A 25,180-nucleotide genomic window follows, 5' to 3' on the forward strand; every position below is an offset into this window, starting at 1 on the left:
ACTTGTTGGATCGTTGTAGGGCCTTTGTCAGCTTATTTTTAGCCATTTAAAAAGCCATCACAACAGAGCTATACCCCTTGGATGGCTTTAGCGTATTATTATTTTTATAGTTTGGCTTTTAGCATGTCTTCCAGCTTAAGCTGGTCTTTTGCGAAGTTGCGGATACCTTCTGCCAGTTTTTCTGTGGCCATGGCATCTTCATTCATCTGCCAGCGGAATTCCCGCTCAGAAAGCGCACCCGGTGCTTCAGTCGTGGCACCACCGTCCTGCAATTTAACCGGTAGCTCAGCATTGCTGTCTTTCAGCTCCTGTAACAGTGCCGGACTAATGGTCAGGCGGTCACAACCGGCCAATTCTGTGATTTCACCGATGTTGCGGAAGCTGGCACCCATTACAATCGTTTTGTAACCGTGTTGCTTGTAATAATTATAAATGCTGGTAACTGACTGCACACCAGGATCTTCGGCAGGCGCATAGTCTTTTTTATCGGTGTTGGCTTTGTACCAGTCCAGAATTCGGCCAACAAACGGAGATATCAGGAATACACCCGCCTCAGCACAGGCACGCGCCTGGGCAAAACCAAACAGTAGCGTCAGGTTACAATTGATACCTTCTTTTTCCAGTTCTTCAGCCGCCTGAATTCCTTCCCAGGTGGAGGCGATTTTAATTAAAATACGTTCTTTATTGATACCAGCTTCTTTGTACAACTCGATCAGTCGATGGGCTTTTTCGATGGTTGCGCGTTTGTCAAAAGACAATCTGGCATCCACCTCGGTAGAAACACGACCAGGGACAATATTTAATATCTCGCAGCCAAATTTAACCGCTAATTTATCACTGGCGTCCTGCAGTTGCTGTGTTACATCATCAGATTGCTGTTTTGCCCACTCAACAGATTCGGTAATTAATGACTGATATTGCTCCATTTGTGCTGCTTTCAGCAGCAAAGAGGGGTTCGTAGTGGCATCAACGGGTTGATATTGACGAATGGCTTCGATATCACCGGTGTCGGCGACAACCGTTGTTACCGCACGAAGGGCTTCAAGTTGGTTACTCATAATTTCCTCAAAAGTATTCCGAATATGGACTAACATGACATAATAATCATGTTATTTTACAGGTCTAAATAACTTATTGGTATTACACAGGGTATAACCTTTTATTGTTACTACAGAATGAAATTTCGTGATATCGGAACCCTGGTGATCCCGAATAAAAACGCGCAGTGATGACAAAAAAGGTGATGTTGATAGTCAAAGTATCACAGATACCCAAATTAGCTCAAGCAACAAGGATGCAGCAGTATGAGCTAGTTTGATTATAATTGTGCATAGTACTCAATGAAGTGTGAAGTTTCAAATGACAGCAAAAATTACAGTCATTCAGGAAGACATAACCCGTTTGCCGGTAGACGCCATAGTGAACGCCGCGAACAATAGTTTGTTAGGGGGCGGCGGCGTGGATGGTGCCATCCATAAAGCGGCTGGCCCGGAGTTATTGGCGGAGTGCAAAACCTTAGTGGGTTGCCTGACCGGCGAGGCCAAAATCACGGATGCCTACCAGTTGCCCTGTAAAAAAGTCATTCACACAGTTGGACCTATCTGGCAGGGGGGAGAGCAACAAGAAGCTATACTGTTAGCCCGGTGTTATCAACGGTCAATGACACTGGCTGCGGAGCACCAGTTGCGCAGTATCGCGTTTCCGGCCATAAGCTGCGGAGTGTATGGTTATCCTGTTAAGCAGGCCTGTGAAATTGCAATGAGTACGGTGGTTGAACAAACCAGCTATTATCCGGATATCCGCAAAGTGATCTTTTGTGCTTTTGATGAGCAGGTCTATCAGGCATACATTCGGGCTATGCAATCGATCCAGGTGCATTGATTTTCAGTAAAAAGCCACAACATTAACGCTTTTTGACTGGAGTGCCTTTGTTTTATGTTAGTTGTCATTTCCCCCGCTAAGAATCTGGATTATCAAACCCCGGCCACCACATCTCATTTTACGCAACCCGACATGCTGCAACCGGCACAGCAACTCATTAAGCGTTGCAAAAAACTGGCACCGCATGAAATCAGCTCATTGATGCATATCAGCGACAAACTGGCGCTGCTCAACGCCGAGCGCTATGCCAGTTGGCAAAACCCGTTCACGCAGGAAAACGCAAAACAGGCTGTGCTGGCATTTAACGGAGATGTCTATACCGGACTCGATGCCAATAGTTTAAGCGAAGACACATTACAATACAGCCAACAGCACTTGCGTATACTCTCAGGGTTGTACGGATTGTTGCGACCTCTGGATTTGATGCAGCCCTATCGCCTTGAAATGGGCACTAAACTGGACACTGACAAAGGCAAGAATCTCTATGAGTTTTGGGGCGAGCAGATCACAGAAAAACTGAATACCGTACTGGAAGAGCAGGGGGATAACGTGCTGATCAATCTGGCATCCAACGAGTATTTCAAGTCTGTAAAACCGAAAAAGTTAGCAGCACAAGTTTATACGCCGGTATTTAAAGATAAGAAAAACGGACAATACAAAGTGATTAGCTTTTTCGCGAAAAAGGCACGGGGCCTGATGGCGCGGTACATTCTGGAAAATCAGTTGTCAGAAGTGGCGCAATTGAAACACTTTAATTCAGCCGGTTATTATTTCAGTGAAGACAACAGTTCCGGGAAAGAGCTGGTGTTCTTGAGGGAAGAGCAGAGTTAATGATTTGGCGTGATGCCCGACATGAGTTTATCTCCGGCAGGCCAGAGCAAAGCTGGCCCCACAACGGGGGATTTAACGGGCGATGCAAATCCACAGCACCGCCCAAAGAATAGGCCACATTCTGACTTAAGGCAGAACCTTTTTGTAGGGCTTTACTATCGTGCGCTGATAGACCCCGGCATCCAGATAAGGATCGGCATCTGCCCAGGCCTGGGCAGCCAACAGATCGGCGAATTCTGCCACCACCATGGAACCGGTAAAACCGGCTTCACCTGGATCTTCCGCATCGATAGCAGGGCAAGGACCCGCCACTAATAATCGACCTTCTTCTTTAAGCGCATTCAGGCGCGCAAGGTGAGCCGGTCTGGCTTGCTTTCTCAGCGGTAAACTGTTCTCAACATCTTCGGAATAAATAAGGTAATACATCGTACTCTGGTCTGTTTTTGAAATTAACGCATTGAAGCATAAATTAAAGGCAAAGGGGAGCGAGTATTAACAGGTTTGGGTTCAGCATAGGGCTACACTGTATTGTTTGATGTTGGGTGCCATTTAACCCTTAAATTGACGCTCAGCCATTAATCTACTTAAAGTAGTCAAAATTCAATTGGGTTTAACTCTGGAGGTTGACATTCTCCCTGGCAAAAAGAATACAGAATGTCCGATAAATGGGAAAATGTCGTATAACATTGGTTTTGCGACATATCCGCTATGTTATCCGGGAGTATTCAGATTTTTTCCCGATTCAAGTTGTCTTTTGGTTATCCAGATACTCCATCAACCGCTCTACCAGTAAACTGTTTTCGGGGCTGTCCAGCCAGACCAGGTATAAGGGAATGTCGGGGATTTTCCATTCTGGGAAAATCTCAACCAGGCTTCCCGACTGCAATTCTTGTTGGATTAAATGACTCGGCGGCGAGCTAATCCCTAAGCCTTTTTTGGTCAGCTCCGTCATAGCGATAACACTGTTTACTGTGATAGTGGGATTAATACTGACAGTCGTTTTATTACCCGTCTTGTGTATAAATTCTCGGTTAGCCGGCAGGCGGTCCAGATAGACCCAGGGAAATGACTGCAAGTGTTCAATGTGAGCTGGTAAGGGGTGAGATTTTAGCAGACCGGGTGCGGCGACTAACTTTCGGGCAATGCTACCAATTTTTTTGCATTTCATCAGGCTGTCAGTTAAACGCCCTGTTCTGAAGGCTAAATCAATATTGTGTTCCAGTAGATCTAACTGTTTATCAGTAAATTCTAATATCAAGTTTAGTTTTGTCTGGCTTCTGGAAAATTCGGCAAGACCGTTTAACCAGCTGGATTCCAACAGTGCTGAGGGCAGGGTGATGACGCGTTTACCTACCAGTTCGCCGGTATTTTGTGCTACCAATGCCAATCCTGTCTGTGCGTGTTGGTACATGGCGTCTGCGTGTTGCAACAGTGAACGTCCTGACTCCGTTAATTGCAACTTGCGTGTGGTGCGGTGCAATAGTTTCGTAGCCAGCCTTTCCTCCAGATTGGAAATGTGTTGGCTGATGACGGATGGGGACAAATGTAAAAAATGAGCGGCGGACCTGAAAGAGCCTTGCCTGGCCACTTCTCTGAATATTGCCAGCGATTTTAATTCATCAATCATTATGCAAAAAATCCGAACAGTAAGTTCTCAATGTTCTGTATTGTTGTGGATAATAAAGGCGATTAAGCTGACTATCCAGTTTTAAATCAGGATAGGTTACTCATGTTACTTGCCATGTTTATGTTTTCATTGTCTATGTCTATTTCCCCAGGACCGGTTAACCTGATTTCCATGAATACCGCCAGTAAGCACGGATTTAGATTTTCGTTGTTATTTGTATCGGGAGCGACGCTGGGATTTATCCTGTTATTGTTTGTTGTAGGGGTTACCGGGGGCCTGTTGAGTACTTATATAGAGCAGTATGCCAGTTTGCTGCGTTATCCCGGGGCGCTTTACATGATTTATCTGGCCAGTTTAGTGATCCGAAGTGGTGAGATTAGTGATCAGTCGAATTCTAAGAAACAGGGTTTTATGAGTGGAGCCATGATGCAATGGCTAAACCCCAAAGCCTGGGTAGCGTGTCTTGCCGGTGCCTCAGGTTTTGTTATCGGTAAAACTGACCTGGAGTTTGCCACATTTTTAGGTATTTATTGCGTTGTTTGCTTTATTTCTATCGCACTGTGGGCCTGGGCGGGGAGTTTACTGATGGTTAAACTGCAAAACCGCACTAATCGTCAAGCTTTCAATTTTTTGATTGCCATTATGCTGGTGCTCAGTGCGGTGAGTTTGCTGCAAGGCTAAATCATCGGCTGATCACATCATAAAGCCTTGAAAATTTACCGTTGTGGCGTTAAGGTTAATAAAATAACCTTTTGTCGGTTTTTTGAGCATGATGGCGGAACAACTGATTTTTAAAGATTTGGAACAAGGCGCACCGGTTGTTGTGCTTTGGTGTGAGGAGCAACGGGACTTCGCAGTAGAGCCGGTATGTGATTGGGTAGACGATACCATGAAATCACCGTCTGAACTTAAGGACATTCACCTGCATCCGGTAGGGGTGTTTAAAACCGCGGAGCAGGCTTTCGCGTTTGTTGAGAACCATCAAAAGCGGGATCTGAGTCTGGAATCAATTTGATTCCAAATTCCTCCCAATTCCTCCAAACACGTCCAAATCCCGTTGCTTACTGCGTTTATTACACGACGCTCAGTCACTAAATGCGTGGATGACAAGCTTTCTTTACTGGATAATGAGTCGATAAGATAGTTGCGTTTCTGCATAGTATTCATCTTCGGCAATGGTGGCCGTAATATCTGTTTCACCATTGCTGATCAGCGTTAACCAACCGGTGTTTTCATTTACCAGGGCAATGTTGGTATCAGCAGAGTGATAGCTTACTAACGCGGGTTCCAATGTGCCGATGGGTAGCCCGTCTTGTTCGAGGCGCGATATTTCGAATGGGCTGGCATATTGGCTAAAACCGTCGTTTTGCGGGCCGCTGGTGTCTAACCAGGTATTGAAAGCGATAGTTTGTGAAGTATCTGCGCCGGTGGTCAGGCCCGTTATAGCAACCGTTGTGGGCAGGATCATATCGCCTGCTACACCGGTAGGCAGACTTTTGCCATCTGCAGCCTGAATAGCGATATAGTCTCCTGATGAATCAAAGACCAGGCGGCTTCCCCAGATCCCTCGGTTTGTTGTTGTACCACCTGCCGTGGATAAGGTTTGCCCAAATCCTACGTAATTCTGAGGTACTCCTGCCCTCGGGCCATCGTTTGCTCCCCATGCATCTGCAGGATCAGAACCGTCAGCATTGGTTATATCATAAAATTCGTCATCTATCGCCGTTACCATCAACCATTCGTTGCCAAATTCTTTGATAAAATACAGCGAATGCAGGTGAGACTCGCCCAGACTATCGTAAATTGTCCAGGACACAGAGGCGTTGTAGGTACTGGTATCGTCAGGATTGAAATCATCCGGGTCGATGTAGCTCTCTGCAGCCGGTAGATTCGCTTCCAGCCTTACCTGTGTAGTCGCTACGGGGGTTTGATTGGTGGGTATAAAGGTGTTCCCGGCGACTTCATTGTCAGCCATAGCAACCCTGTACTCCTGCTCTACAAATTGCCACTGGGTGTTATACCATCTGTCATACTTGCTGACCGTTAACGCATAGCTGGCGGAAATTGCGCCATAAATATCATCACCTGCTTTAGTGGCGGTGATGGTCACGGCTCCATCGTCTAACAGGGTTACGATGCCTGTGTCGGCATCCACTGTTGCAATCTCAGGGTTACTACTGGTGTATACCAGGTTTCCCGCACCGGAGCCTCCGGAAACACGATTGGCTTCGGGCGTTTCGTCGATGTAATAGCTCTGTGTAGCTGCGCTAAATACCAGCGGAGCCTGAGGCGATTTGGGTACTTCGATAATGGTTATGTTGGTGACACTGTCAGAACCACATCCATTAATCAATAGCACGGATATCAAACAGGCTAAAGCACGACGTTGCAACATAAGCAAATTCCTTTTAATTCACAAAGCGGTGAGGGTAATTTTTATACCAAACTATGGTATGGAATTTGTCTTTGTAAAACAAGAACTAATAGGGGGAAATGACTTGCCGGACACGGAGCCGGCAAGTCCGAAGCGTTCAATTAACACTGTTCGAATGAGTTGTATAAACCTCGACCGCATTTACTTGGCGAGGGGATTATTTGTTGGTTGCGGCCTTCATCTCAGCAACAAAGTTTCTAAGTGCTGTCAGCATTGCCTGCTTATCGCCCAGATTGTCCTCAATAATTTTAACGGTCGCAGAGCCAGAAATGGCTCCGGCTGCGCCGGCACTGATGGCTTCTTTCACCTGTTCCGGCTTAGAAATGCCAAAGCCTAATAGCGGCGGGGCTACTTTCAGGGCACTTAGTCTGTCTACCAGTTCAGAGGCGGGCATTTCTGCTTTGGTTTCCGCGCCTGTTACCCCGGCACGACCCAGTAAATAGGTGTAGCCTTCACTGTGTTTTGCAATAGTGGCTAAGGTCTCTTCACTGGCGTTAGGCGGAGCGATAAGTATTTGCTGAATACCGGTGTTGTTGGCTGCCTGAATAAATGGCGCAGATTCCCGTACCGGAACATCGGCGATCAGAATGGAGTCCACCCCAGCGTCGGCTGCCTTTTGGTAGAATCCTTCGATGCTCTGTGCCAGTACCAGGTTGCTGTATAACAATAAACCAATGGGGACTTCTGGATGGCGCTCACGCACAGCTTTGATAATATCAAAACAGTCGTTGGGTGAAACACCTTCACCTAATGCTCTGATACTGGCCTTTTGAATCGTGGGGCCATCAGCGATGGGATCAGAAAAGGGAATACCCAGTTCCAGCGCGTCTGCACCGCCGTCCACCAATGCACAAATAATATCAACACTGGTTTGTTTATCCGGATCGCCAATGGTGACGAATGGCACAAATGCACCCTGATTTTTTTCTGCCAGAGCCTTGAATAAATTGTCGTAGCGTTGGGTTTTGTCAGCCATTATTGTGCCTCCTTGTTGCGGGCTTCCAGGATGGAGTGAACATGGGTCAGATCTTTATCGCCTCGACCGGAAAGGTTCACCACTATGATGGTTTCCTCTTCGGCTTCATCGGCCATGTTTAACGCGTGTGCCAGCGCATGAGAAGATTCCAGAGCCGGAATAATGCCTTCTTTTTGCGCCAGGATCTGGAAGGCGTTCAGGGCTTCATCATCATCGATGGCCACGTATTCAGCGCGACCAGTAGCGTGTAAATGGGCGTGTTGTGGTCCTACTGCCGGATAATCCAGACCGGCAGAAACTGAATACGACTCTTCAATCTGACCTTCCTCGGTTTGCATAATGTAGCTGTAAGCACCGTGCAAAATACCTTTGCTGCCTGTCGCAATAGCCGCGCCGTGCTCTGCAGTGTGAATGCCTTTACCACCGGGTTCTACACCAATCAGGCGTACGCTGGGTTCATCAATGAAATCGGCAAACATACCAATGGCGTTGGAGCCACCGCCGACACAAGCCACAACGGCATCCGGCAGGCGGCCTTCTTTTTCCATAATCTGCTTGCGAGTTTCTTCTCCGATCATACGATGAAACTCTCGCACAATGGTGGGAAACGGGTGTGGACCAGCTGCTGTGCCCAATAAGTAGTGGGCATCGTTGTAGGTAGCAGACCAGTCGCGCATGGCTTCGTTTACGGCATCTTTCAGGGTGCCAGAACCGGCATTCACCGGAATCACCTCAGCCTCCATCAGACGCATTCTGAATACGTTGGGTGCCTGGCGCTCTACGTCTTTTGCACCCATGTAAATTCGGGCTTTCAAGCCTAGCAGAGCACATGCCAATGCCGTGGCAACACCGTGTTGGCCGGCGCCGGTTTCAGCAATGACTTCGGTTTTACCCATGCGCTTGGTTAATAGCGCTTGTCCCAATACCTGATTGGTTTTGTGCGCGCCGCCGTGAAGCAAGTCTTCGCGTTTCAGGTACAGCTTTACCTTGGGGTTACTGACCAGGTTGCGGGTCAAAAATAGCGGAGTAGGGCGACCAGCATAGTCGGTGAGCAACTCATAAAATTGTTTTTGAAACTCGGGATCGGCCTGTGCCTCGATGAAAGCAGCTTCTAATTGATCTAACGCGGGGATCAGCAATTCGGGTACATACATACCACCAAAATCGCCAAATTTACTGTCTAATTTGTTCATAAGGTTTTAATACTCGGATTTAGCTTAATATTCTCGTAGGGCGGCAAAGGCCGCGGTTAATTTTTGGTGATCTTTGATGCCAGGTGCCGATTCCACACCGGAGTTGATATCAATCAGGTGTAACCCCTGAGCCACTGCATTTTTAATGTTGCCGGGGTTTATACCGCCTGCCAGCGCAAAACGATCGGTTTGTGTCAGGCTTTGTAACAGGTGCCAGGGAAATTGCTGCCCGGTACCGCCTGTTTCGTTGCCCACTTTGCAATCCAGCAGAAACAAATCCACCTGTTGTTCACGGAATTCCGGTAAGGCATTTTCTACGCCTTTCGCTTTCCAAATGGCCGTGCTTTGCGGCAGTAATTTTCGTAATTCATTGATGTAGTTCTGGTCTTCCTGACCATGCAACTGCACCGCTGCCAGATTGAGTTCTGTGGCCAGATTCGCTACGTCTTTGATATCAGCGTCAACAAACACGCCCACATAGTTAAACGGCTCCTGAGCCACTATTTGCTGTGCCGTTTGCTTATCAATGCAACGTTTGGATTTAGGTGCAAAGATGAGTCCCAGATAACTGGCTCCCAGCGATTTGGCTTTTGCTGCGTCTTCAACCCGGGTAATACCACAAACTTTGGTTTTGCCTAATACCAGGTTATTCACTGCCTGATTGAGATCCTGTTCAGCCATGAGCGAACTGCCCACCAAAAAGCCATCTACCAGGGGCGCCAGACACAACACGTCCTGATGAGTATAAATACCAGATTCTGAGATGATCACTGCATCATAATCCAGTTGTTGCTTGATGAATGGCACAAGGTGCTCAGTGGCCCCAAGGTCGGTACTTAAATCCCGCAAATTGCGGTTGTTAATGCCAATGATTTTAGCGCCCAATGCCACCGCTCGATGGGCCTCTTCTTCATTGCTGACTTCAGTCAGAATATCCAGCTGATACTGTTCCGCCAGGGTGGCTAACGCTTTGTAGCGCTCATCATCCAATACTGAAAGCATCAGCAAAATGGCATCGGCCTGATACTTTCTCGCCAGGTGCACCTGGTATTCGTCAATAAAAAAGTCTTTGTTGAGTACCGGCTGTGGCACCCGACTGGTGACATATTCCAGATATTCGTACTTGCCCTGAAAATACTTTTCATCAGTCAGAACTGAAATTCCCGCCGCGTGCGGTGTATAGGCTTGCAGGATCTCATCCAAATCGAATACTGGACGAATCAACCCCTTTGATGGCGAGGCTTTTTTACACTCCAGAATAAAGCCGGCATTGGGCTGTTTTAACGCCTCAAAAAGACTTTTCTGAGACGCGGTGAGTTGCGCTACAAATGATTCAAGCGGCAATTCAGCTTTGCGCTGTTGTAATTCAACCTCTTTATCGGCGACGATTTTCTGTAAAACATTCATCGTGTTTGCCATTACTCCACTGTGTCTTGCTGGATTTGATTGTGCTGGCTGATTTGTGCTGCCAGCTCGATGGTTTGTAAAGGCTTACCCTGTTGCATACTTTGCATGGCTAATTCAGCCCCTTGTGCAAAGCTTTGGGCGATACCGGCCAGTTTCAACAGGGCACCGGTATTTGCTGCAACCGCTGCCATGTGAGCTGGCTCGCCTTTGCCTTGTAGTACGGCTTCAATCAGCTTTTTATTTTCTTCCGGTTCACCGCCTTTGATAGCCTCCAAAGGATAAGCCGGTAGATCAAAGTCTTTGGCGCTGATTTCACTGTAACTGATTTTGTCACCGTGGATTTCGGCCACTTTACTGGTGCCATGCAGGGCGATTTCATCCAGGCCGTCACCGTGTACCACCATGGCATTTTGATATCCCAGTAATTGCAACGTTTCGGCATAAGGCGAAATTAATTCCGGGCTGTAAACGCCAATCATAATGTGACTGGGTTTAGCCGGATTCGCCAATGGCCCTAATAAATTAAATAAAGTGCGGGTTTTCAGGGTGGTGCGCACGCTCATGGCGTACCGCACACCGGCGTGGTAATTCGGCGCAAACAGAAAGCATAAGCCACTGTCATCCAGACACTGACGCGCTGTTTTTGCCGTCATGGTGAGATCTAAACCGAATTCGCGAAATAAATCTGCCGAACCGGATTTGCTGGACACACTGCGATTGCCATGTTTAGCCACGGGTAATCCACAACTGGCCGCAACAATTGCCGATGCCGATGAGATATTAATGGTGTTATGACCATCGCCACCTGTGCCAACAATATCGGCAAAAGCATATTCCGGACGAGGGAAAGGCGCTGCATTTTCTATCATGGCACCAGCGGCACCGGCGATTTCTTCCGGGGTTTCACCTTTGACTTTTAATCCTGTCAGCATTGAGGACAAAATGATGTCGTCTAAATCACCCTGCATCACTGCATTAAAAAAGCACTGGCTTTCTCTTTGGCTTAAATCCGCTTGCGCGTAAATCTTTTCCAGTAACGCATGTATATCCGCCATGGTTTATGCTCCGCTAAAATTATTGGTGAGGTATAAAATACTTTGTTTAAGCAGTTTACTACCCTGAGAAGTTAAAATGGATTCCGGATGAAATTGCATCCCCAGCATCTTGTCGGACTCATGCCATACCGCCATGATAATATCTTTGCTATCTTCTGGCTCGTATCGGGCAATACACTGCAACTCTTCTGGCATGTTTTCCGCTACCAATGAATGATAGCGCGCCACAGGGAAAGGGTTGGGTAAATCGGCAAACATTTTATCGCCGCAGTGATTGATGAAAGAGGATTTGCCGTGCAGCACTTCCGGCGCTCTGACAATTTCACCGCCGTAATGCTGCACTATGGCCTGATGACCCAGGCAAATACCTAAAATCGGGAATTTACCCTGGACTAATGCAATGAGTTCTAACATACAGCCGGCACTGGCCGGATTCCCCGGTCCGGGGGATAACAGCAGCAGGGTGTCAGGACCTAATTCCTGCATTTTATTCAGTACGTGTTCGGCCGGAACGTTGTTGCGAAATACGGTCAGAGACATACCCGCTGCCCTGAGTTCATCTACCAGGTTGTAAGTAAATGAGTCAAAGTTATCCAATAAAACGACGTTTGACATGGTGCTATCCCTCTACCGTTAATGATTGGTTGGCTTGTTGAATGGCGCTGATAACGGCCTGAGCTTTACCGCGTGTTTCATCGGCTTCAGATTGGGGATCTGAGTCGTAAACGACACCGGCACCTGCCTGTACATAGGCGGTCTGATTTTTGACGTAGGCAGAACGTATCACGATACAGGTATCCATATCTCCGTGACCATTGATATAACCCACCGCACCTCCGTAGCTACCACGACGCTTTTGTTCAACTTCGCGGATCAGGGTAGCGGCTTTCACTTTCGGAGCGCCCACCAGGGTGCCCATATTCATACAAGCCTGGTAGGCATGTAGACAGTCCAGGTCTTCCCGAAGTTGTCCTACTACACGGGATACCAGATGCATCACATGAGAATATCTGTCCACTTTTAACAGGTCTTTGACGTGACGTGTGCCGGGAGTGGATACCCGGGCGATATCGTTACGCGCCAGGTCCACTAGCATTAAGTGTTCTGATTTTTCTTTATCGTCTTCCCGCAAGGTCAGTTCTATGCGGCTATCCAGGTCGTAATCGATGCTGCCATCTTCGCGCTTACCTCTGGGGCGGGTACCGGCGATGGGGTAAACCTCTACTACATTGTTATCTTTTTGATATTTCAGGGCGGATTCCGGGCTGGCACCAAAAATCACAAAATCGCTGTCCTGAATGTAGAACATATAAGGGCTGGGATTACTTTGTTTTAATTTGCGGTAGGCGAGATAGGGAGAAGGGCAGTGCAATGAGAAAGTTCGGGAGGGAACCACCTGAAAAATATCACCTACCAGGATATTTTCTTTCAGGTTTCGCACATGTTGGCAATACACCTCATCAGATTGGTTAACCCGCAATGTATTATCGATTTGGCTAATCTGCTCATCCGACTCCGCTGTGGTTGAACTCTGCAGTTGTTGTTTCAAAAACTCAATGCGCTGGCTTAACTGAAAATAGGATTGCGCCACCTGTTCACCACTAAACACACTGCCCAGAATGCGTGAGGTTTGTTGCTGGTGGTCGATGGTGATCAGGGTTTCAGCCAGATAAAATACATAGTCAGGGCAATCGTTGTCGCCTTCATCCACCTTAGGTAAGTTTTCAAAGGTGGCTAATAAGTCATAGGCAAAGGTACCACCCACAAAAATTGCCATTGGATGGGAGCTTAAGGCTTCCAGTTGACGTTGTAAGATACGCAAAACGTCAAACACCGAAGCGGATTTAAGTCTGGCATCTTCATCCAGTATGCTTTCAGTGCCGGAGAACGCAACGTTTAATACCCGATTGTCCAGAGTGCAATTTGCACCCTGCAACAACAGCAACTGATTGTGTAAAAAGCTCAATACCGGCACACCGTTGTCGCTAAGCACTTCCACAGATACCCTGTTGCCCTGACAGGTGAGTTTCACGGCGGCATCTACCATAATCAAACTGTTGGTGCTGTTCTTGCTGTCTATTTCCGCCGATTCCAACAGCATGCAATTAGACTGTTTGGCGCACAGGCTGATAAAGGTATCCAGTGGATCGTGAATATAGGGGCATTCACTCTCTATTGTGGCAACCTTTCCCGGTTGCTCGCTTAATTCTGCCAGACTCATGTTGTTCTCTATATTTTCCAGGGATAAAAACTAAAAAACCCGCTCTTGGAGCGGGTTTTTCACAAATTTCAGCAATGCAAAAAGGTCACAACCCGCGATATGTCAGGACGTGCCACCACCAGATTGTTTTTACTGTTACGTTTTGCATTGCTTTTAAATCTTATAATTTATGAATAATTCTGTCTGATTACTGCTTACAAAGTCGCGTCTGATTATGTTTTATGCAGACTTTCTTTTGGTGAATACTTTGTTTGCCGTTATGATATATAGAAGAAAACAAAATGGGTTTTATGTCAAGCAGGAATTTGCCGCTTTTTACTCGTGCCTGTCTGCAAACATCTTGTCCCCACACCAGATTATTTGAATGAAAATCGATTTACACTGCCACACTTACTACTCTGATGGTCAACTCAGTCCGGAAGAATTGATCCTGCGTGCTCACAATATGCAACTGGATGCATTGGCAATTACTGACCATGACACCGTTGCTGCATTGGATGAAGCCATGGCGTTTCAGGCGCAGCAAAAACGGGCACTAAAAATTATTCCCGGGATAGAATTATCCACTGGCTGGCATGGATTTGATATTCACATACTAGGCTTAAACATCGACCGCGAGGATAGCGTTTTTCAGCAACGCCTGGAGCAGCAGGCGGCGGCACGGCAGGAGCGTGCTTTAGCCATTGCTGAAAAGCTGGCTAAATGTGGGCTTGATGACGTTTATGATGCGGCCTGTCGTTATGCCGGGAAAGGGCAAATCACCCGTGCTCATTTTGCCAGAGTGATGGTGGAAAAGGGCCATGTACACAATTTTGATGCCGCCTTTAAAAAGTATTTAGGGAAGGGCAAGCGGGCTCATGTCAGCCCCAGGTGGATCAGTATCGACGAGGCCATTCAGTGGATTCAGGAAGCCGGAGGCAGTGCCGTATTGGCGCATCCGGGTCATTATGATCTCAGCGGCAAATGGCTCAGACGCCTGATTGTCTATTTTAAACAGGCCGGCGGAGATGGCATGGAAGTATGCCACCCTCATTTGCCGCCAGACAGGCAGCGTCAGATGGCCACCTATGCACAGGAATATCAGTTGTTGGCTTCTGCCGGTTCTGATTTTCACGCACCTGGACGTTGGACTGAGCTGGGGCGACACTTAAACATTCCAGCACACCTGACGCCGGTTTGGCATAACTGGTCTTCTATAACCAACGATAACAACAAAGAAGTATTATCATGAGCCAATTTTTTTACATTCACCCGGATAATCCGCAGGCCAGACTGGTACGCCAGGCCTGTGAGTTGATCAAAGACGGTGAAGTTATCGTCTACCCAACCGATTCCGGCTACTCACTGGGTTGTCAGTTGGACAATAAAAACGCCCTGGAACAAATTTGCCGCATTCGTGATATTGGTAAAAATCATAACTTTACGCTGATGTGTCGTGATATGTCGGAGCTGTCCCTGTACGCCAGGGTGGATAACGAAGCGTTTCGCATCATTAAAAACAACACGCCGGGCCCCTATACTTTTATCCTAAAAGCCACAAAAGATGTGCCCAAACGGGTACTGAATCCCAAGAAGAAAACCATTGGAATCCGGGTGCCGGACAATGCGATTGCTCTGGCGATTCTGGAGGAACTGGGCGAACCCCTGATGTCCACCACCCTGATATTGCCCGGCAAGCAAATGGCCGAATCGGACCCAGATGAAATTCGCGATAAGTTGGAAAAGCTGGTGGGACTGATTGTGCACGGCGGCTATCTGGGTGAACAGCCAACAACGGTAGTGGATATGTCGGAAGGCAATATTGAACTGGTCCGCGAAGGAAGCGGTGATCTGACGAAATTGGGATTCTAAGTTGAGCGAAGAAGTTCAGGAGTCAGGCTCCGAACAAATTACCCAGCAACAGCCATTGCCCTTAGCCTTTATCAATGGCGAAGCGTTGTTGGATAAACCGGAGGATTTATACATTCCACCGGATGCACTTGAAGTGATTCTGGAGGCTTTTGAGGGGCCGCTGGATTTGCTCTTGTATTTGATCCGGAAGCAACGCTTTGATGTGGTGAACCTGCCCATTTTGCAGATCACACAACAGTACATGGAGTACGTTGAGGTGATGAAAGATATTAAACTGGAATTAGCCGCTGAGTATCTGGTAATGGCGGCCATTCTGGCAGAAATCAAAAGCCGTTTGCTGCTTCCTAAAATTATTAATGACGATGATGAAGAAGAAGATCCTCGCGCAGAATTAGTACGTCGTTTGCGGGAATATGAATTGATAAAGCGGGCTGCCGAAGATCTGGATGGCATTCCGCGTATGGAGCGTGATTTCCGGCGGGCCAAAGCCATGGCTGATGAAGCCTGTGAGCCGCTTAAAATTTTGCCAGACGTCAGCCTGCAGGAGCTGGTATATAGCTTTCAGTCAGCATTGCAACGCGCGGCCGCCTTTGAACATCATCAAATCGAACGCGAAGCCTTATCCACCCGGGAACGCATGAGCCAGATTTTAGATATGGTAACGGAGCACAGCTACACCGGGTTTGAAGCGTTCTTTAGCGCTGAAGAAGGCAAAGCCGGCGTGGTGGTGACGTTCCTGGCGATCCTCGAACTGGTAAAAGAAAAAATGTTGATGGTGCAACAACAGGAACCCTATGGTCTGATTCATGTTAAACTGTACAATGATGACGAATATTCCGACAGCTGACAGAAAAACGAAATAAGCACGTGGCAAAGGTTAAAAAGGCACAGTTAAAACAGATTATCGAAGCCGCTATTTTTGTGGCCGATAAACCGGTAACCCATGAGTTGCTGCAGGAGTCGATACTGGCTGAATTTGAGCTGTCGAAAAAATACCTGACGCAGTTGCTCAATGAGCTGGAAAAGGACTACGCTGACAAAGGTATCCATTTGGTTAAGTTGGCCTCCGGTTATCGCTTTCAGTCTGACGCCAGTTTAAACCCCTGGGTGGGGCGATTGTGGCAGGAGCAGGTGCCGCGTTATTCACGTGCCTTGTTGGAAACACTGAGCCTGATTGCCTATCGACAGCCCATTACCCGGGGTGAAATAGAGCAGGTGCGCGGTGTCAGTGTCAGTTCCAATATCATCAAAACGTTGATGGAACGCGACTGGATTAAAACCGTTGGCCATAAAGAAGTCCCTGGCAGACCGGCGTTGTATGCCACTACCAGTGAATTTTTGGATTATTTTGGTTTACAGACACTGGCAGAACTGCCATCTGTTGCCTTATTTGAAGAGCATCAGAAACAGGATAATCAACCGCTTTTCCCTGACGAACCCGTCCGGGAAGAAGCCTGATACACTAATTATTATTGAGAAATAACAAAGCATGAGTGATAAATTACAGAAAGTGCTGGCTAACGCCGGTATTGGCTCCCGCAGAGAAATGGAGCGTTGGATTGAAGCCGGTCGCATCTCCGTGAATGGCACAATTGCCACGTTGGGAGCCCGCGTTGAAAGCAACGATGACATCCGGGTGGATGGTGAACCGTTGAGACAAAATCCGGCCGAAACCTTTTGTCGGGTGTTAATGTACAATAAGCCTGAAGGTGAGATTTGTAGCCGTAAGGACCCTGAAGGCCGAACCACCGTTTTTGAGCGTCTACCCAATATTGCTGTAGGACGCTGGATTTCCATTGGCCGTCTGGATATTAACACCAGTGGCTTATTGCTGTTCACCAATGATGGTGAGTTAGCTAACAGGCTTATGCATCCCCGTCATGTGGTAGAGCGCGAATATGCGGTCAGAGTATTTGGCGAAGTGGATGACGCCATGCTACGCACTGTAACAAAAGGTGTAATGCTGGAAGATGGTGAGGCTAAATTTTTAGATGTTAAACGTCGCAATCCGGAAGATACCGGCCACAATCAGTGGTTTAGTGTCACTATCGCCGAAGGTCGCAATCGCGAAGTGCGACGAATCTGGGAGTCTCAAGGCGTTCAGGTGAGTCGCCTGGTACGCACTCGTTATGGCAGCGTTGAACTGAACAAGCGCTTGCCGCAAGGTGCCTGGGTCGAAATGGAGTTAAAGGACATCAACAAGTTGCGCAGCAGTGTGCAATTGCCGCCTGAAACCGAAACCAAAATCAAAAAGGAACAAGGCAAACTGGATCATGTTCGCCTGTCGCGCATGCGTCGCTCTATTCAAAAGCACAAGACCCGCAACGTTAAGAAAAAGTCTTCCTGAGAATTGACATCCCGGCCGGTGGCCGGGTAATTTATTCTGGGCAAACTTAATTTTTCTGCTTTAGCTATAAAGGATTACTCAATGAAAAATGGATTTATGAAATTCAGGTTATTACCGCTGGCCTTATCCCTGGCACTGGGCAGTGCTTCATCATTGGCCGACAATAACGATTCAGGTGATATGTCACTGGCTACCTTGATCAATGCTGAGCCAGTGGATCGCGCCGTTCCCAAGTATCCCAAAATGGCTGCCCGCAAAGGTCAGGAAGGCTGGGTTCGCGTCAGTTTTGTGGTGGATGAAGACGGCAATGTTCAGGATCCCATTGTTCACGACTCTTCTGGCATTAAAGCTTTTGAAAAAGCCGCAATTAAGGCGGTAAAAAAGTGGAAGTACAGTCCGGCGAGTTTTGATGGGGAGCCGGTGGAACAGTGTGACTCTAAAGTGCAACTGGACTTTAAACTCTATAATTCTCAAAAAGGCGTAACCCGCACTTTTCGCAGTCAATACCAGGCACTTAAAGATGCCATTGTTTCCGGTGATGAAGCACAAGCGGACAGGTTGTTTGCTGAGTTTACCGATGAGGCGCATCACAATTTTGCTGAAACAGTTCACGCCGCTGTGGTTTCCGCCATGTATTACGAAGCAAAGCATGAGCTACCGGCCCTCAAAAGGGAACTGCAGACAGTCGCCAACAACGGCCACGGTTATCTTGGGGATGAAACTTACATTACCATGACCGGTAAATTACTCCTGCTGTTGATCGAGCAAAACAGGATCTCCGACGTCTATGAATTGGCCGAAAAGGTTAATGAAACTGTAAGCCCGGATGCTGAGGGGCTGGCAGCCATCAATGACCTGGTGGCAAAAGTAAAGCATTTCGTGGCGACGCAGGATGCCATTTATGTCGAAGGTAAAATTTCAGAGAACCAAGCCTGGTATCATCAATTGTTACTAAATAAATTTGATTTAGTTTCCAAAGGAGCCGCCTTTGAACGCATTGAAATTCGTTGCAAAAACAAACGCTCGACGTATGGTGGCATTAAGCAGCAAGGCTTTGTTATTCCTGAATCCTGGGGGCAATGTCATATCTATATCGATGCCCCCGGTGGTACCGAGTTTTCGCTTGTGGAATACCCATCTTAATGCTCCGATGACTTAAGTAATAAGACCATCGTATACTTCAACAAAAGCGCACTTGATGGTACAGTGCGCCTGCATTTTTAAGGCCTTCCGATCACCAGGTGTGGCTGTTTTAACTTTGACGGTTCAAAAGTAAATATATGTTTTACAAAGGTTACTTTTCGCTTTACGGCGTTCTTGCGCTGCTGGTCACAACGCTCCTGATGTCTGGATGCTCCTCTGTTATGTCGGAAGCTTCACGCGACCTGGCGCAAAAACTACAAACAACCATGTCCAATCACAATGATCCGCAATTAATTAAAGCTGCGCTACCCGGTTATATGTTGATGCTGGAGAGCTTTATAGATGAAGAAGAACCCGATACCGACATGCTGCTGGCTGCGGCAGAAATGTATATCGCCTACAGCGGCGCATTTATTGAGGATACTGACCGGCAGAAAAAGTTATCCGAGCGGGGATTTGACTACGCAAAACCCGCTGTTTGTCAGCACAATGAAGAGTTTTGTGAGCTAAAATCTAGCGATTATGCCGGTTTTTTAACGCTACTTGAGCAGGTGGAAGAAGACGACGTTGCCGTTTTGGCCACTTTCGGCGTTGCCTGGGGAAACTGGCTAAAGGCCAACAGTGACGACTTTAATGCGATAGCGGATCTTCCGAAAGTTACCCGATTAATGGAACGTCTGGTGGCCATCGAAGATGATTTCCAGCAGGGTAATGGGCATTTGTACCTGGGATTAATCCATTCTTTGACTCCGCCCGCAGTAGGTGGCAAACCAGAACTCGCTAAGCAGCACTTTGAGCGCGCAATTGAGTTGTCTGAAGGGAAAAACCTGATGGTCAAAGTCACTTACGCGCAACAATATGCCCGTATGATGTTTGACCAGGAATTGCATGACCAACTTCTCAATGAGGTGCTGGCTGCAGATCCGGTGGTACCTGATTTAACTTTAAACAATACACTGGCGCAGCAAGCTGCGCAGCAATTGCTGGCCAGTGCAGAAGATTACTTTTAACTATGAGCAATTTCCCAATGTTATTCAGAGTTCTGATTATTTGTTTATCTGTGCTGTCTGTGTCCGTTTCGGCAGCCACATTAAAAATAGCCACTTTGTCGCCGGAAGGCTCTGCCTGGATGCAGAAGTTTCGCAAAGCTGCTGCTGACATTAAATCGCAGACAGACGGGCGGGTAAAAATTAAGTTCTACCCAGGCGGCGTCATGGGCGACGATGAAGCCGTACTGAAGAAAATTAAAATCAGACAATTGCATGGGGGCGCCATGACGGGCGGCTCGTTAGCGCGTTATTATACGGATAGTCAGGTATATTCATTGCCCCTCAAATTTGACAGCCTGGGTCAGGTAAGTCAGGTGCGGGAAGCAATAGACGCCGAAATATTGCAAGGTTATGAAGACGGTGGCTTTGTTTCATTTGGACTGGCTGGTGGCGGATTCGCCTACATCATGTCACAAAAGCCCATTGCTCACCCTGAAGATTTGCGCGGTACCAAAAGTTGGGCACCTAATGCCGATCCTGCCACAGTCGTCGCATTTGATACCTTTTCAATTTCGCCAATCCCCTTGGGAATTGGCGATGTACTGGCGGGGTTGCAGACGGGGTTGATCGATACTGTTGCCACTTCTCCGGTGGCGGCGATCACACTGCAGTGGCACACACAGATAAAGCATGTAACTAAAGTGCCGTTGATTTACCTGTATGCGGTGATGGCTGTACAGAAAAAAGCCTTTGATAAACTCAAAACCGAAGATCAGTTAATCGTACGCACGGTATTTTCTCAGGCGTTTGTCGAACTGGATAAAGAAAGTGAAAAAGACAATGAGAAGGCGCTGGCAGCGCTGGCAGGCCAGGGGATCAATATTATAACTCCTGACGCTGAGCAACTTGCTGCCTGGAAAGCGCTGGGGAATAAAGCGGCTCAGGCGATGATAGCGCAGGGGGCCGTCTCGCAGCCAATGGTGAACAAACTTGAAAGCTTACTAGCGGACGCTGAATAGTGTGATGAAACCAAAAAAAGGGAAGTTTCCAGCGGTTACACGGTTGCTTATGGCATTGGAACAAGCGATTGTGGTGATGCTGTTTTTCTCGTTGCTGGGATTGACGCTGACGCAAATCCTGTTGCGCAACATTTTTGATTCGGGATTGGTGTGGGCCGACGATGCCATCAAAGTCCTGGTTTTGTGGGTGGCAATGACCGGTGCGTTATATGCAACCCGAGGTGCCCGGCATATCAGTATTGATGTCGTCACACGATTCTTACCACTCGCGTCTGCCCGGTTAATTCGACGTTCTTTATTCCTGTTTACCGCCGCGATATGTGTTACTGCGGCCTGGTCCAGTTTTCAGTTTGTTCTGCTGGAACTGGAAGATCCAACTCCTGCCTTTTTACAGGTACCCACCTGGTTCACACAGGCTATTATCCCGTTGGTTCTCAGTCTGATGGCATTGCGATTTGTGTGGGTCAGTATATTTCTGCCCGAAGAAATTGAACCGGAGCATTCATGATTTTATTAATGATGGCACTGGTGGTGGCTATCCTCCTGATGGGCATGCCTTTGTTTGCCGGTATTCTGGCTATTGCTATGTTGGGGTTTTATGCGGTAGAGATTGATCTTATGGTGATCGCCATAGATATGTACCGTATTACAGAAACACCTCTTATCGAAGCCATCCCACTGTTTACCTTTGCCGGATATTTATTAAGTGCCAGTCAAAGTTCAAAACGTCTGGTTAAACTAACCCAGGCCATTTTGGGCTGGATCCCCGGTGGTCTGGCGATAGTCGCCTTTATCACCTGTGCGTTATTTACCGCTTTTACCGGGGCATCCGGTGTCACCATCGTGGCGCTTGGTGCTTTATTGTATCCGGCTTTACAACAGGCAGGCTATCAACAAAAGTTTAGTCTCGGTCTGGTAACTACCTCAGGCAGCCTGGGGTTACTGTTTCCGCCTTCGTTACCTTTAATTTTGTTTGGTGTTATTGCACTGCAACTGGATATGCCGGTGTCCATGACCATCGAAGATTTGCTGGTGGCAGGGTTGTTGCCGGGCCTGCTGATGATCGCCATGCTCTCGCTCTGGAGTATGTGGATGCAGAGGGGCAATCGCATTGCGCGTCAGGCGTTCTCATTTCAGGAACTTTGCGCTGCGATTAAAGAATCAAAATGGGAAATTCCGTTGCCAGTGGTACTGCTAGGCGGAATATATTCAGGCTTGTTTGCGCTGTCAGAGGCTGCGGTAGTCACCGTGGTTTATCTGTTGATTGTGCAGGTACTGATTTATCGCGATATAGCCATTAAAAAACTGCCTGGTCTGATTTGCGAATCTATGGTGATGGTGGGTGGAATTCTGATTATTCTCACCGCGTCATTGGTGTTAACCAGCTATTTTATTGAAATCGAAGCGCCCACCCGATTGTTTGACTGGGTTAGCCAACAAATTGAGAGTCCGCTTAGCTTTTTGATTACTCTGAATGTATTTTTGTTGGTGCTCGGCGCCTTTCTGGACATATTCTCTGCCATTGTGATTATGGTGCCGTTACTTTTGCCAATCGCGGTTTCCTTTGGCATTCACCCGGTGCATTTAGGGGTTATCTTTCTGGCAAACATGCAGATTGGCTATCTGACCCCGCCGGTGGGTATGAATTTGTTTATCGCCAGTTACCGGTTTGGCAAACCCATCACCGAAATTTACAAAGCAACACTGGGCTTTATGGCCGTTTTATTGCTCTCATTGTTGATTATCACTTACTGGCCTGCCTTGTCACTGTTATTTATTAGCGATTAATGCGCAGACGCCTGATTTCTATGCTGTGCTGTGGCACGCTTTAGTTTATAATCCTCTGATTTTTGGCCCGACTGCTTTTGCCGGGTCGCTTTTTGATATGGCGTTGCCAGTTACAGCAACGCCGGTTGCCATCAAATATTAAGAAATAAAGGTTTTTTAATGCGCACGAATTATTGCGGAAACATAGATGCAAGTTATGTAGGCCAGACTGTTACCTTGTGTGGCTGGGTGAATCGCAGACGGGATCTGGGAGGCGTTATTTTCCTTGATCTTCGCGACAGAGAAGGGATAGTCCAGGTGGTTTATGATCCCGATTTGCCAGAATTGTTTGATACCGCCAATTCATTGCGTCAGGAATTTTGTGTAAAAATCGAAGGTCTGGTCAGAGCACGTCCTGAAGGCCAGGTTAACAAGCATATGCGCACCGGTGAAATTGAAATTCTGGGTAAAGGCCTGGAAATTTTAAGTAAATCCGATGTACTGCCATTAGACTTTAATCAGGAAAACTCTGAAGAGCAGCGCCTGCGCTATCGCTATCTGGACCTGCGTCGTCCGGAGATGTCTGAAAAGATTAAGTTTCGCGCCAAAGTCACCAGCGCGGTACGCAATTTTCTGGATAAAAATGGCTTTTTGGATATTGAAACCCCAATCCTGACCAAAGCGACACCGGAAGGTGCCCGTGATTACCTGGTACCCAGCCGTACCCACAAAGGCCAGTTTTTTGCTCTGCCTCAGTCTCCACAGTTGTTTAAGCAATTACTGATGATGTCAGGCATGGACCGTTACTATCAGATCGTAAAATGCTTCCGTGACGAAGATTTGCGTGCTGACCGACAACCTGAATTCACTCAGATAGATATTGAAACTACCTTTATGGATGCCGACGGTGTGATGGCGGTAACCGAAGAGATGGTGCGTGGTTTGTTTAAAGACTTACTCGGCGTGGAGTTTGGGGAATTTCCTAAAATGTCCTATGCCGAGGCCATGCAGCGCTACGGCAGTGATAAGCCTGATTTGCGTAATCCACTGGAAATTGTGGACGTTGCTGACCTGCTGAAAGACGTGGATTTCAAGGTGTTTAGTGGCCCGGCCAACGATCCTAAAGGACGTGTTGCCGTGATTCGGGTACCAGGCGGTGCCAGCCTGTCCCGTAAGAACATTGACGAATACGGCAAGTTTGTGGGTATTTACGGTGCCAAGGGCCTGGCCTGGTTAAAAGTTAATGATAAGTCCGCTGGTATGGACGGCTTACAATCACCTATTCTGAAATTCTTGCCGGAAGAAGTAGCCACAGGCCTATTGGAGCGCACAGGCGCTGAAACCGGTGATATCCTGTTATTCGGTGCTGACAACTACACAGTAGTGTGCGAAGCGTTAGGGGCGTTACGCCTCAAGTTAGGCAATGATTTGTCATTGTTGCAAGGCGACTGGCGTCCACTGTGGGTGGTTGACTTCCCCATGTTTGAAGAAGTCGACGGTCAGTTCCACGCATTACATCATCCTTTTACTGCACCGCGTAATATGACGCCAGAGGAACTGGCACAGTCACCAGGCACGGCATTGTCTGATGCCTATGATATGGTGTTAAACGGTGTTGAATTAGGTGGTGGTTCGGTGCGTATCCACAATCAGGCAATGCAGCAACAGGTGTTTTCAATTCTGGGCATTGATGAGCAGGAAGCCAGAGAGAAATTTGGCTTCTTGTTAGACGCCTTAAAATTTGGTGCGCCACCGCACGCTGGTTTAGCCTTTGGTTTAGATCGCATGGTTATGTTGATGACAGGTTCCGATTCTATTCGCGATGTTATGGCATTCCCGAAAACCACTACCGCGGCCTGTCCGTTAACCGACGCCCCCGGATTTGCAAACCCACAACAGTTGCAGGAACTGGCGATAGCTTCGATTGCCAAAGAAAACGACTAAGCCATGAACTATAAAAGACCCGAATCTGTGCTCGTGATGATTTATGATCATCAGGGCCAGGTTCTGGTACTGCAACGCAAAGACGATCCTGAGTTTTGGCAGTCAGTGACCGGTACTATTGAAGCGGATGAATTGCCCATCGAAACAGCAATTCGGGAAGTGCTGGAAGAAACCGGCATTGATATTGTGACCAGTGGTTATGACTTGGTGGATACCCGGGTTATTAATCAATACCAGATTCGTCCGGAATGGCGTTACAAGTACCCACCGGGTGAGTTCACAAATACTGAATATGTGTTCAGTGTTTGTGTTGACAGTGCGCTGCCTCTCACGTTAACCGAACACCTGGCGCACCTTTGGATCACGCCAGAGCAGGCGCAACATAAAGTCTGGTCTCAAAGTAACAAAGACGCCATTGCAAGACACTTCTCGATTGTTGTACCTTCAGAACAACCACAATAAACGGAGCCTCGTCATGTTGGCGCAGGCAAAATC

The 25,180-nt window shown here is 47.6% G+C and carries 26 protein-coding genes; 16 read left to right on the forward strand and 10 right to left on the reverse strand.

Annotation, left to right across the window (positions count from 1 at the left end; all coding sequences use genetic code 11):
- Positions 1 to 104 precede the first annotated feature (104 nt).
- Entirely contained in the window at positions 105 to 1,058 is a 954-nt protein-coding gene (gene tal, locus LJ740_RS09305; protein ID WP_229528790.1) for a transaldolase, read from the reverse strand.
- Between the two features lie 301 nt (positions 1,059 to 1,359).
- Between tal and LJ740_RS09310 the strand changes: the two genes are divergently transcribed.
- Complete coding sequence (locus LJ740_RS09310; protein ID WP_229528791.1) at positions 1,360 to 1,881, forward strand: O-acetyl-ADP-ribose deacetylase; 522 nt, start codon at positions 1,360 to 1,362, stop codon at positions 1,879 to 1,881.
- A 54-nt stretch (positions 1,882 to 1,935) separates the two neighbouring features.
- Positions 1,936 to 2,712: a peroxide stress protein YaaA gene (gene yaaA, locus LJ740_RS09315; protein ID WP_229528792.1), complete on the forward strand. Its 777-nt coding sequence runs from the start codon at positions 1,936 to 1,938 to the stop codon at positions 2,710 to 2,712.
- 126 nt (positions 2,713 to 2,838) lie between these two features.
- Here yaaA and LJ740_RS09320 read toward each other — a convergent pair whose 3' ends face one another.
- Together LJ740_RS09320 and LJ740_RS09325 are read right to left on the reverse strand one after the other, a co-directional pair.
- Positions 2,839 to 3,138: a YciI family protein gene (locus LJ740_RS09320; protein ID WP_229528793.1), complete on the reverse strand. Its 300-nt coding sequence runs from the start codon at positions 3,136 to 3,138 to the stop codon at positions 2,839 to 2,841.
- 316 nt (positions 3,139 to 3,454) lie between these two features.
- Entirely contained in the window at positions 3,455 to 4,339 is an 885-nt protein-coding gene (locus LJ740_RS09325; protein WP_229528794.1) for a LysR family transcriptional regulator, read from the reverse strand.
- Between the two features lie 102 nt (positions 4,340 to 4,441).
- Between LJ740_RS09325 and LJ740_RS09330 the strand changes: the two genes are divergently transcribed.
- Positions 4,442 to 5,020 (forward strand): LysE family translocator, encoded by a 579-nt coding sequence (locus LJ740_RS09330; RefSeq protein ID WP_229528795.1) that lies wholly within the window; start codon positions 4,442 to 4,444, stop codon positions 5,018 to 5,020.
- Positions 5,021 to 5,108: 88 nt separating this feature from the next.
- Positions 5,109 to 5,354 (forward strand): hypothetical protein, encoded by a 246-nt coding sequence (locus tag LJ740_RS09335; RefSeq protein WP_229528796.1) that lies wholly within the window; start codon positions 5,109 to 5,111, stop codon positions 5,352 to 5,354.
- A 102-nt stretch (positions 5,355 to 5,456) separates the two neighbouring features.
- On the opposite strand, the gene LJ740_RS09340 is transcribed toward LJ740_RS09335, so the two are convergent.
- The 7 genes from LJ740_RS09340 to LJ740_RS09370 all read right to left on the reverse strand — a co-directional run bounded on the left by LJ740_RS09340 (position 5,457) and on the right by LJ740_RS09370 (position 13,625).
- Entirely contained in the window at positions 5,457 to 6,734 is a 1,278-nt protein-coding gene (locus LJ740_RS09340; protein ID WP_229528797.1) for a flagellar basal body FlgE domain-containing protein, read from the reverse strand.
- A 196-nt stretch (positions 6,735 to 6,930) separates the two neighbouring features.
- Positions 6,931 to 7,749, reverse strand: coding sequence for a tryptophan synthase subunit alpha (gene trpA, locus LJ740_RS09345; protein WP_229528798.1), 819 nt, complete (start codon positions 7,747 to 7,749; stop codon positions 6,931 to 6,933).
- Entirely contained in the window at positions 7,749 to 8,942 is a 1,194-nt protein-coding gene (gene trpB / locus LJ740_RS09350; RefSeq protein ID WP_229528799.1) for a tryptophan synthase subunit beta, read from the reverse strand. Before trpB ends, trpA begins: the two co-directional genes overlap by 1 nt.
- Before the next feature lie 24 nt (positions 8,943 to 8,966).
- Positions 8,967 to 10,349 (reverse strand): bifunctional indole-3-glycerol-phosphate synthase TrpC/phosphoribosylanthranilate isomerase TrpF, encoded by a 1,383-nt coding sequence (gene trpCF / locus LJ740_RS09355; protein ID WP_229528800.1) that lies wholly within the window; start codon positions 10,347 to 10,349, stop codon positions 8,967 to 8,969.
- An 11-nt stretch (positions 10,350 to 10,360) separates the two neighbouring features.
- Positions 10,361 to 11,404: an anthranilate phosphoribosyltransferase gene (gene trpD, locus LJ740_RS09360; RefSeq protein WP_229528801.1), complete on the reverse strand. Its 1,044-nt coding sequence runs from the start codon at positions 11,402 to 11,404 to the stop codon at positions 10,361 to 10,363.
- A gap of 3 nt (positions 11,405 to 11,407) precedes the next feature.
- Positions 11,408 to 12,019: an anthranilate synthase component II gene (locus tag LJ740_RS09365; protein ID WP_229528802.1), complete on the reverse strand. Its 612-nt coding sequence runs from the start codon at positions 12,017 to 12,019 to the stop codon at positions 11,408 to 11,410.
- 4 nt (positions 12,020 to 12,023) lie between these two features.
- Positions 12,024 to 13,625 (reverse strand): anthranilate synthase component 1, encoded by a 1,602-nt coding sequence (locus LJ740_RS09370; RefSeq protein WP_229528803.1) that lies wholly within the window; start codon positions 13,623 to 13,625, stop codon positions 12,024 to 12,026.
- A gap of 364 nt (positions 13,626 to 13,989) precedes the next feature.
- On the opposite strand from LJ740_RS09370, the gene LJ740_RS09375 reads away from it, so the two are divergent.
- From LJ740_RS09375 to nudB, 12 genes are all read left to right on the forward strand, one after another.
- Positions 13,990 to 14,856 carry a PHP domain-containing protein gene (locus LJ740_RS09375; protein ID WP_229528804.1) on the forward strand — a complete coding sequence of 289 codons (867 nt, stop codon included), beginning with the start codon at positions 13,990 to 13,992 and terminating at the stop codon, positions 14,854 to 14,856.
- Positions 14,853 to 15,476: an L-threonylcarbamoyladenylate synthase gene (locus tag LJ740_RS09380; RefSeq protein WP_229528805.1), complete on the forward strand. Its 624-nt coding sequence runs from the start codon at positions 14,853 to 14,855 to the stop codon at positions 15,474 to 15,476. The genes LJ740_RS09375 and LJ740_RS09380 overlap by 4 nt, the downstream gene beginning before the upstream one ends.
- A gap of 1 nt (position 15,477) precedes the next feature.
- Positions 15,478 to 16,323, forward strand: a complete 846-nt coding sequence (locus tag LJ740_RS09385; RefSeq protein WP_229528806.1) for a segregation and condensation protein A — start codon at positions 15,478 to 15,480, stop codon at positions 16,321 to 16,323.
- Between the two features lie 20 nt (positions 16,324 to 16,343).
- Positions 16,344 to 16,934, forward strand: a complete 591-nt coding sequence (gene scpB / locus LJ740_RS09390; protein WP_229528807.1) for an SMC-Scp complex subunit ScpB — start codon at positions 16,344 to 16,346, stop codon at positions 16,932 to 16,934.
- A 31-nt stretch (positions 16,935 to 16,965) separates the two neighbouring features.
- Entirely contained in the window at positions 16,966 to 17,823 is an 858-nt protein-coding gene (gene rluB, locus LJ740_RS09395; protein ID WP_229528808.1) for a 23S rRNA pseudouridine(2605) synthase RluB, read from the forward strand.
- A gap of 81 nt (positions 17,824 to 17,904) precedes the next feature.
- Positions 17,905 to 18,966, forward strand: a complete 1,062-nt coding sequence (locus tag LJ740_RS09400) for an energy transducer TonB (RefSeq protein WP_229528809.1) — start codon at positions 17,905 to 17,907, stop codon at positions 18,964 to 18,966.
- A 221-nt stretch (positions 18,967 to 19,187) separates the two neighbouring features.
- The gene (locus LJ740_RS09405) at positions 19,188 to 19,976 is read left to right on the forward strand and encodes a TRAP transporter TatT component family protein (RefSeq protein ID WP_229528810.1); all 789 of its coding nucleotides are present in this window, start codon (positions 19,188 to 19,190) and stop codon (positions 19,974 to 19,976) included.
- 17 nt (positions 19,977 to 19,993) lie between these two features.
- On the forward strand, positions 19,994 to 20,974 hold the full coding sequence (locus tag LJ740_RS09410; protein WP_229528811.1) for a TRAP transporter substrate-binding protein: 981 nt from the start codon (positions 19,994 to 19,996) through the stop codon (positions 20,972 to 20,974).
- Between the two features lie 49 nt (positions 20,975 to 21,023).
- Complete coding sequence (locus LJ740_RS09415; RefSeq protein ID WP_229528812.1) at positions 21,024 to 21,482, forward strand: TRAP transporter small permease; 459 nt, start codon at positions 21,024 to 21,026, stop codon at positions 21,480 to 21,482.
- Complete coding sequence (locus tag LJ740_RS09420; protein WP_229528813.1) at positions 21,479 to 22,762, forward strand: TRAP transporter large permease; 1,284 nt, start codon at positions 21,479 to 21,481, stop codon at positions 22,760 to 22,762. Before LJ740_RS09415 ends, LJ740_RS09420 begins: the two co-directional genes overlap by 4 nt.
- Before the next feature lie 159 nt (positions 22,763 to 22,921).
- A complete protein-coding gene (gene aspS / locus LJ740_RS09425; protein WP_229528814.1) occupies positions 22,922 to 24,685 on the forward strand; it encodes an aspartate--tRNA ligase in 1,764 nt (587 codons plus the stop codon).
- Between the two features lie 3 nt (positions 24,686 to 24,688).
- Positions 24,689 to 25,147, forward strand: a complete 459-nt coding sequence (gene nudB, locus LJ740_RS09430; protein WP_229528815.1) for a dihydroneopterin triphosphate diphosphatase — start codon at positions 24,689 to 24,691, stop codon at positions 25,145 to 25,147.
- Positions 25,148 to 25,180: the final 33 nt, after the last annotated feature.

It is taken from the genome of Planctobacterium marinum, from assembly GCF_020687805.1.
Lineage (GTDB): Bacteria > Pseudomonadota > Gammaproteobacteria > Enterobacterales > Alteromonadaceae > Planctobacterium > Planctobacterium marinum.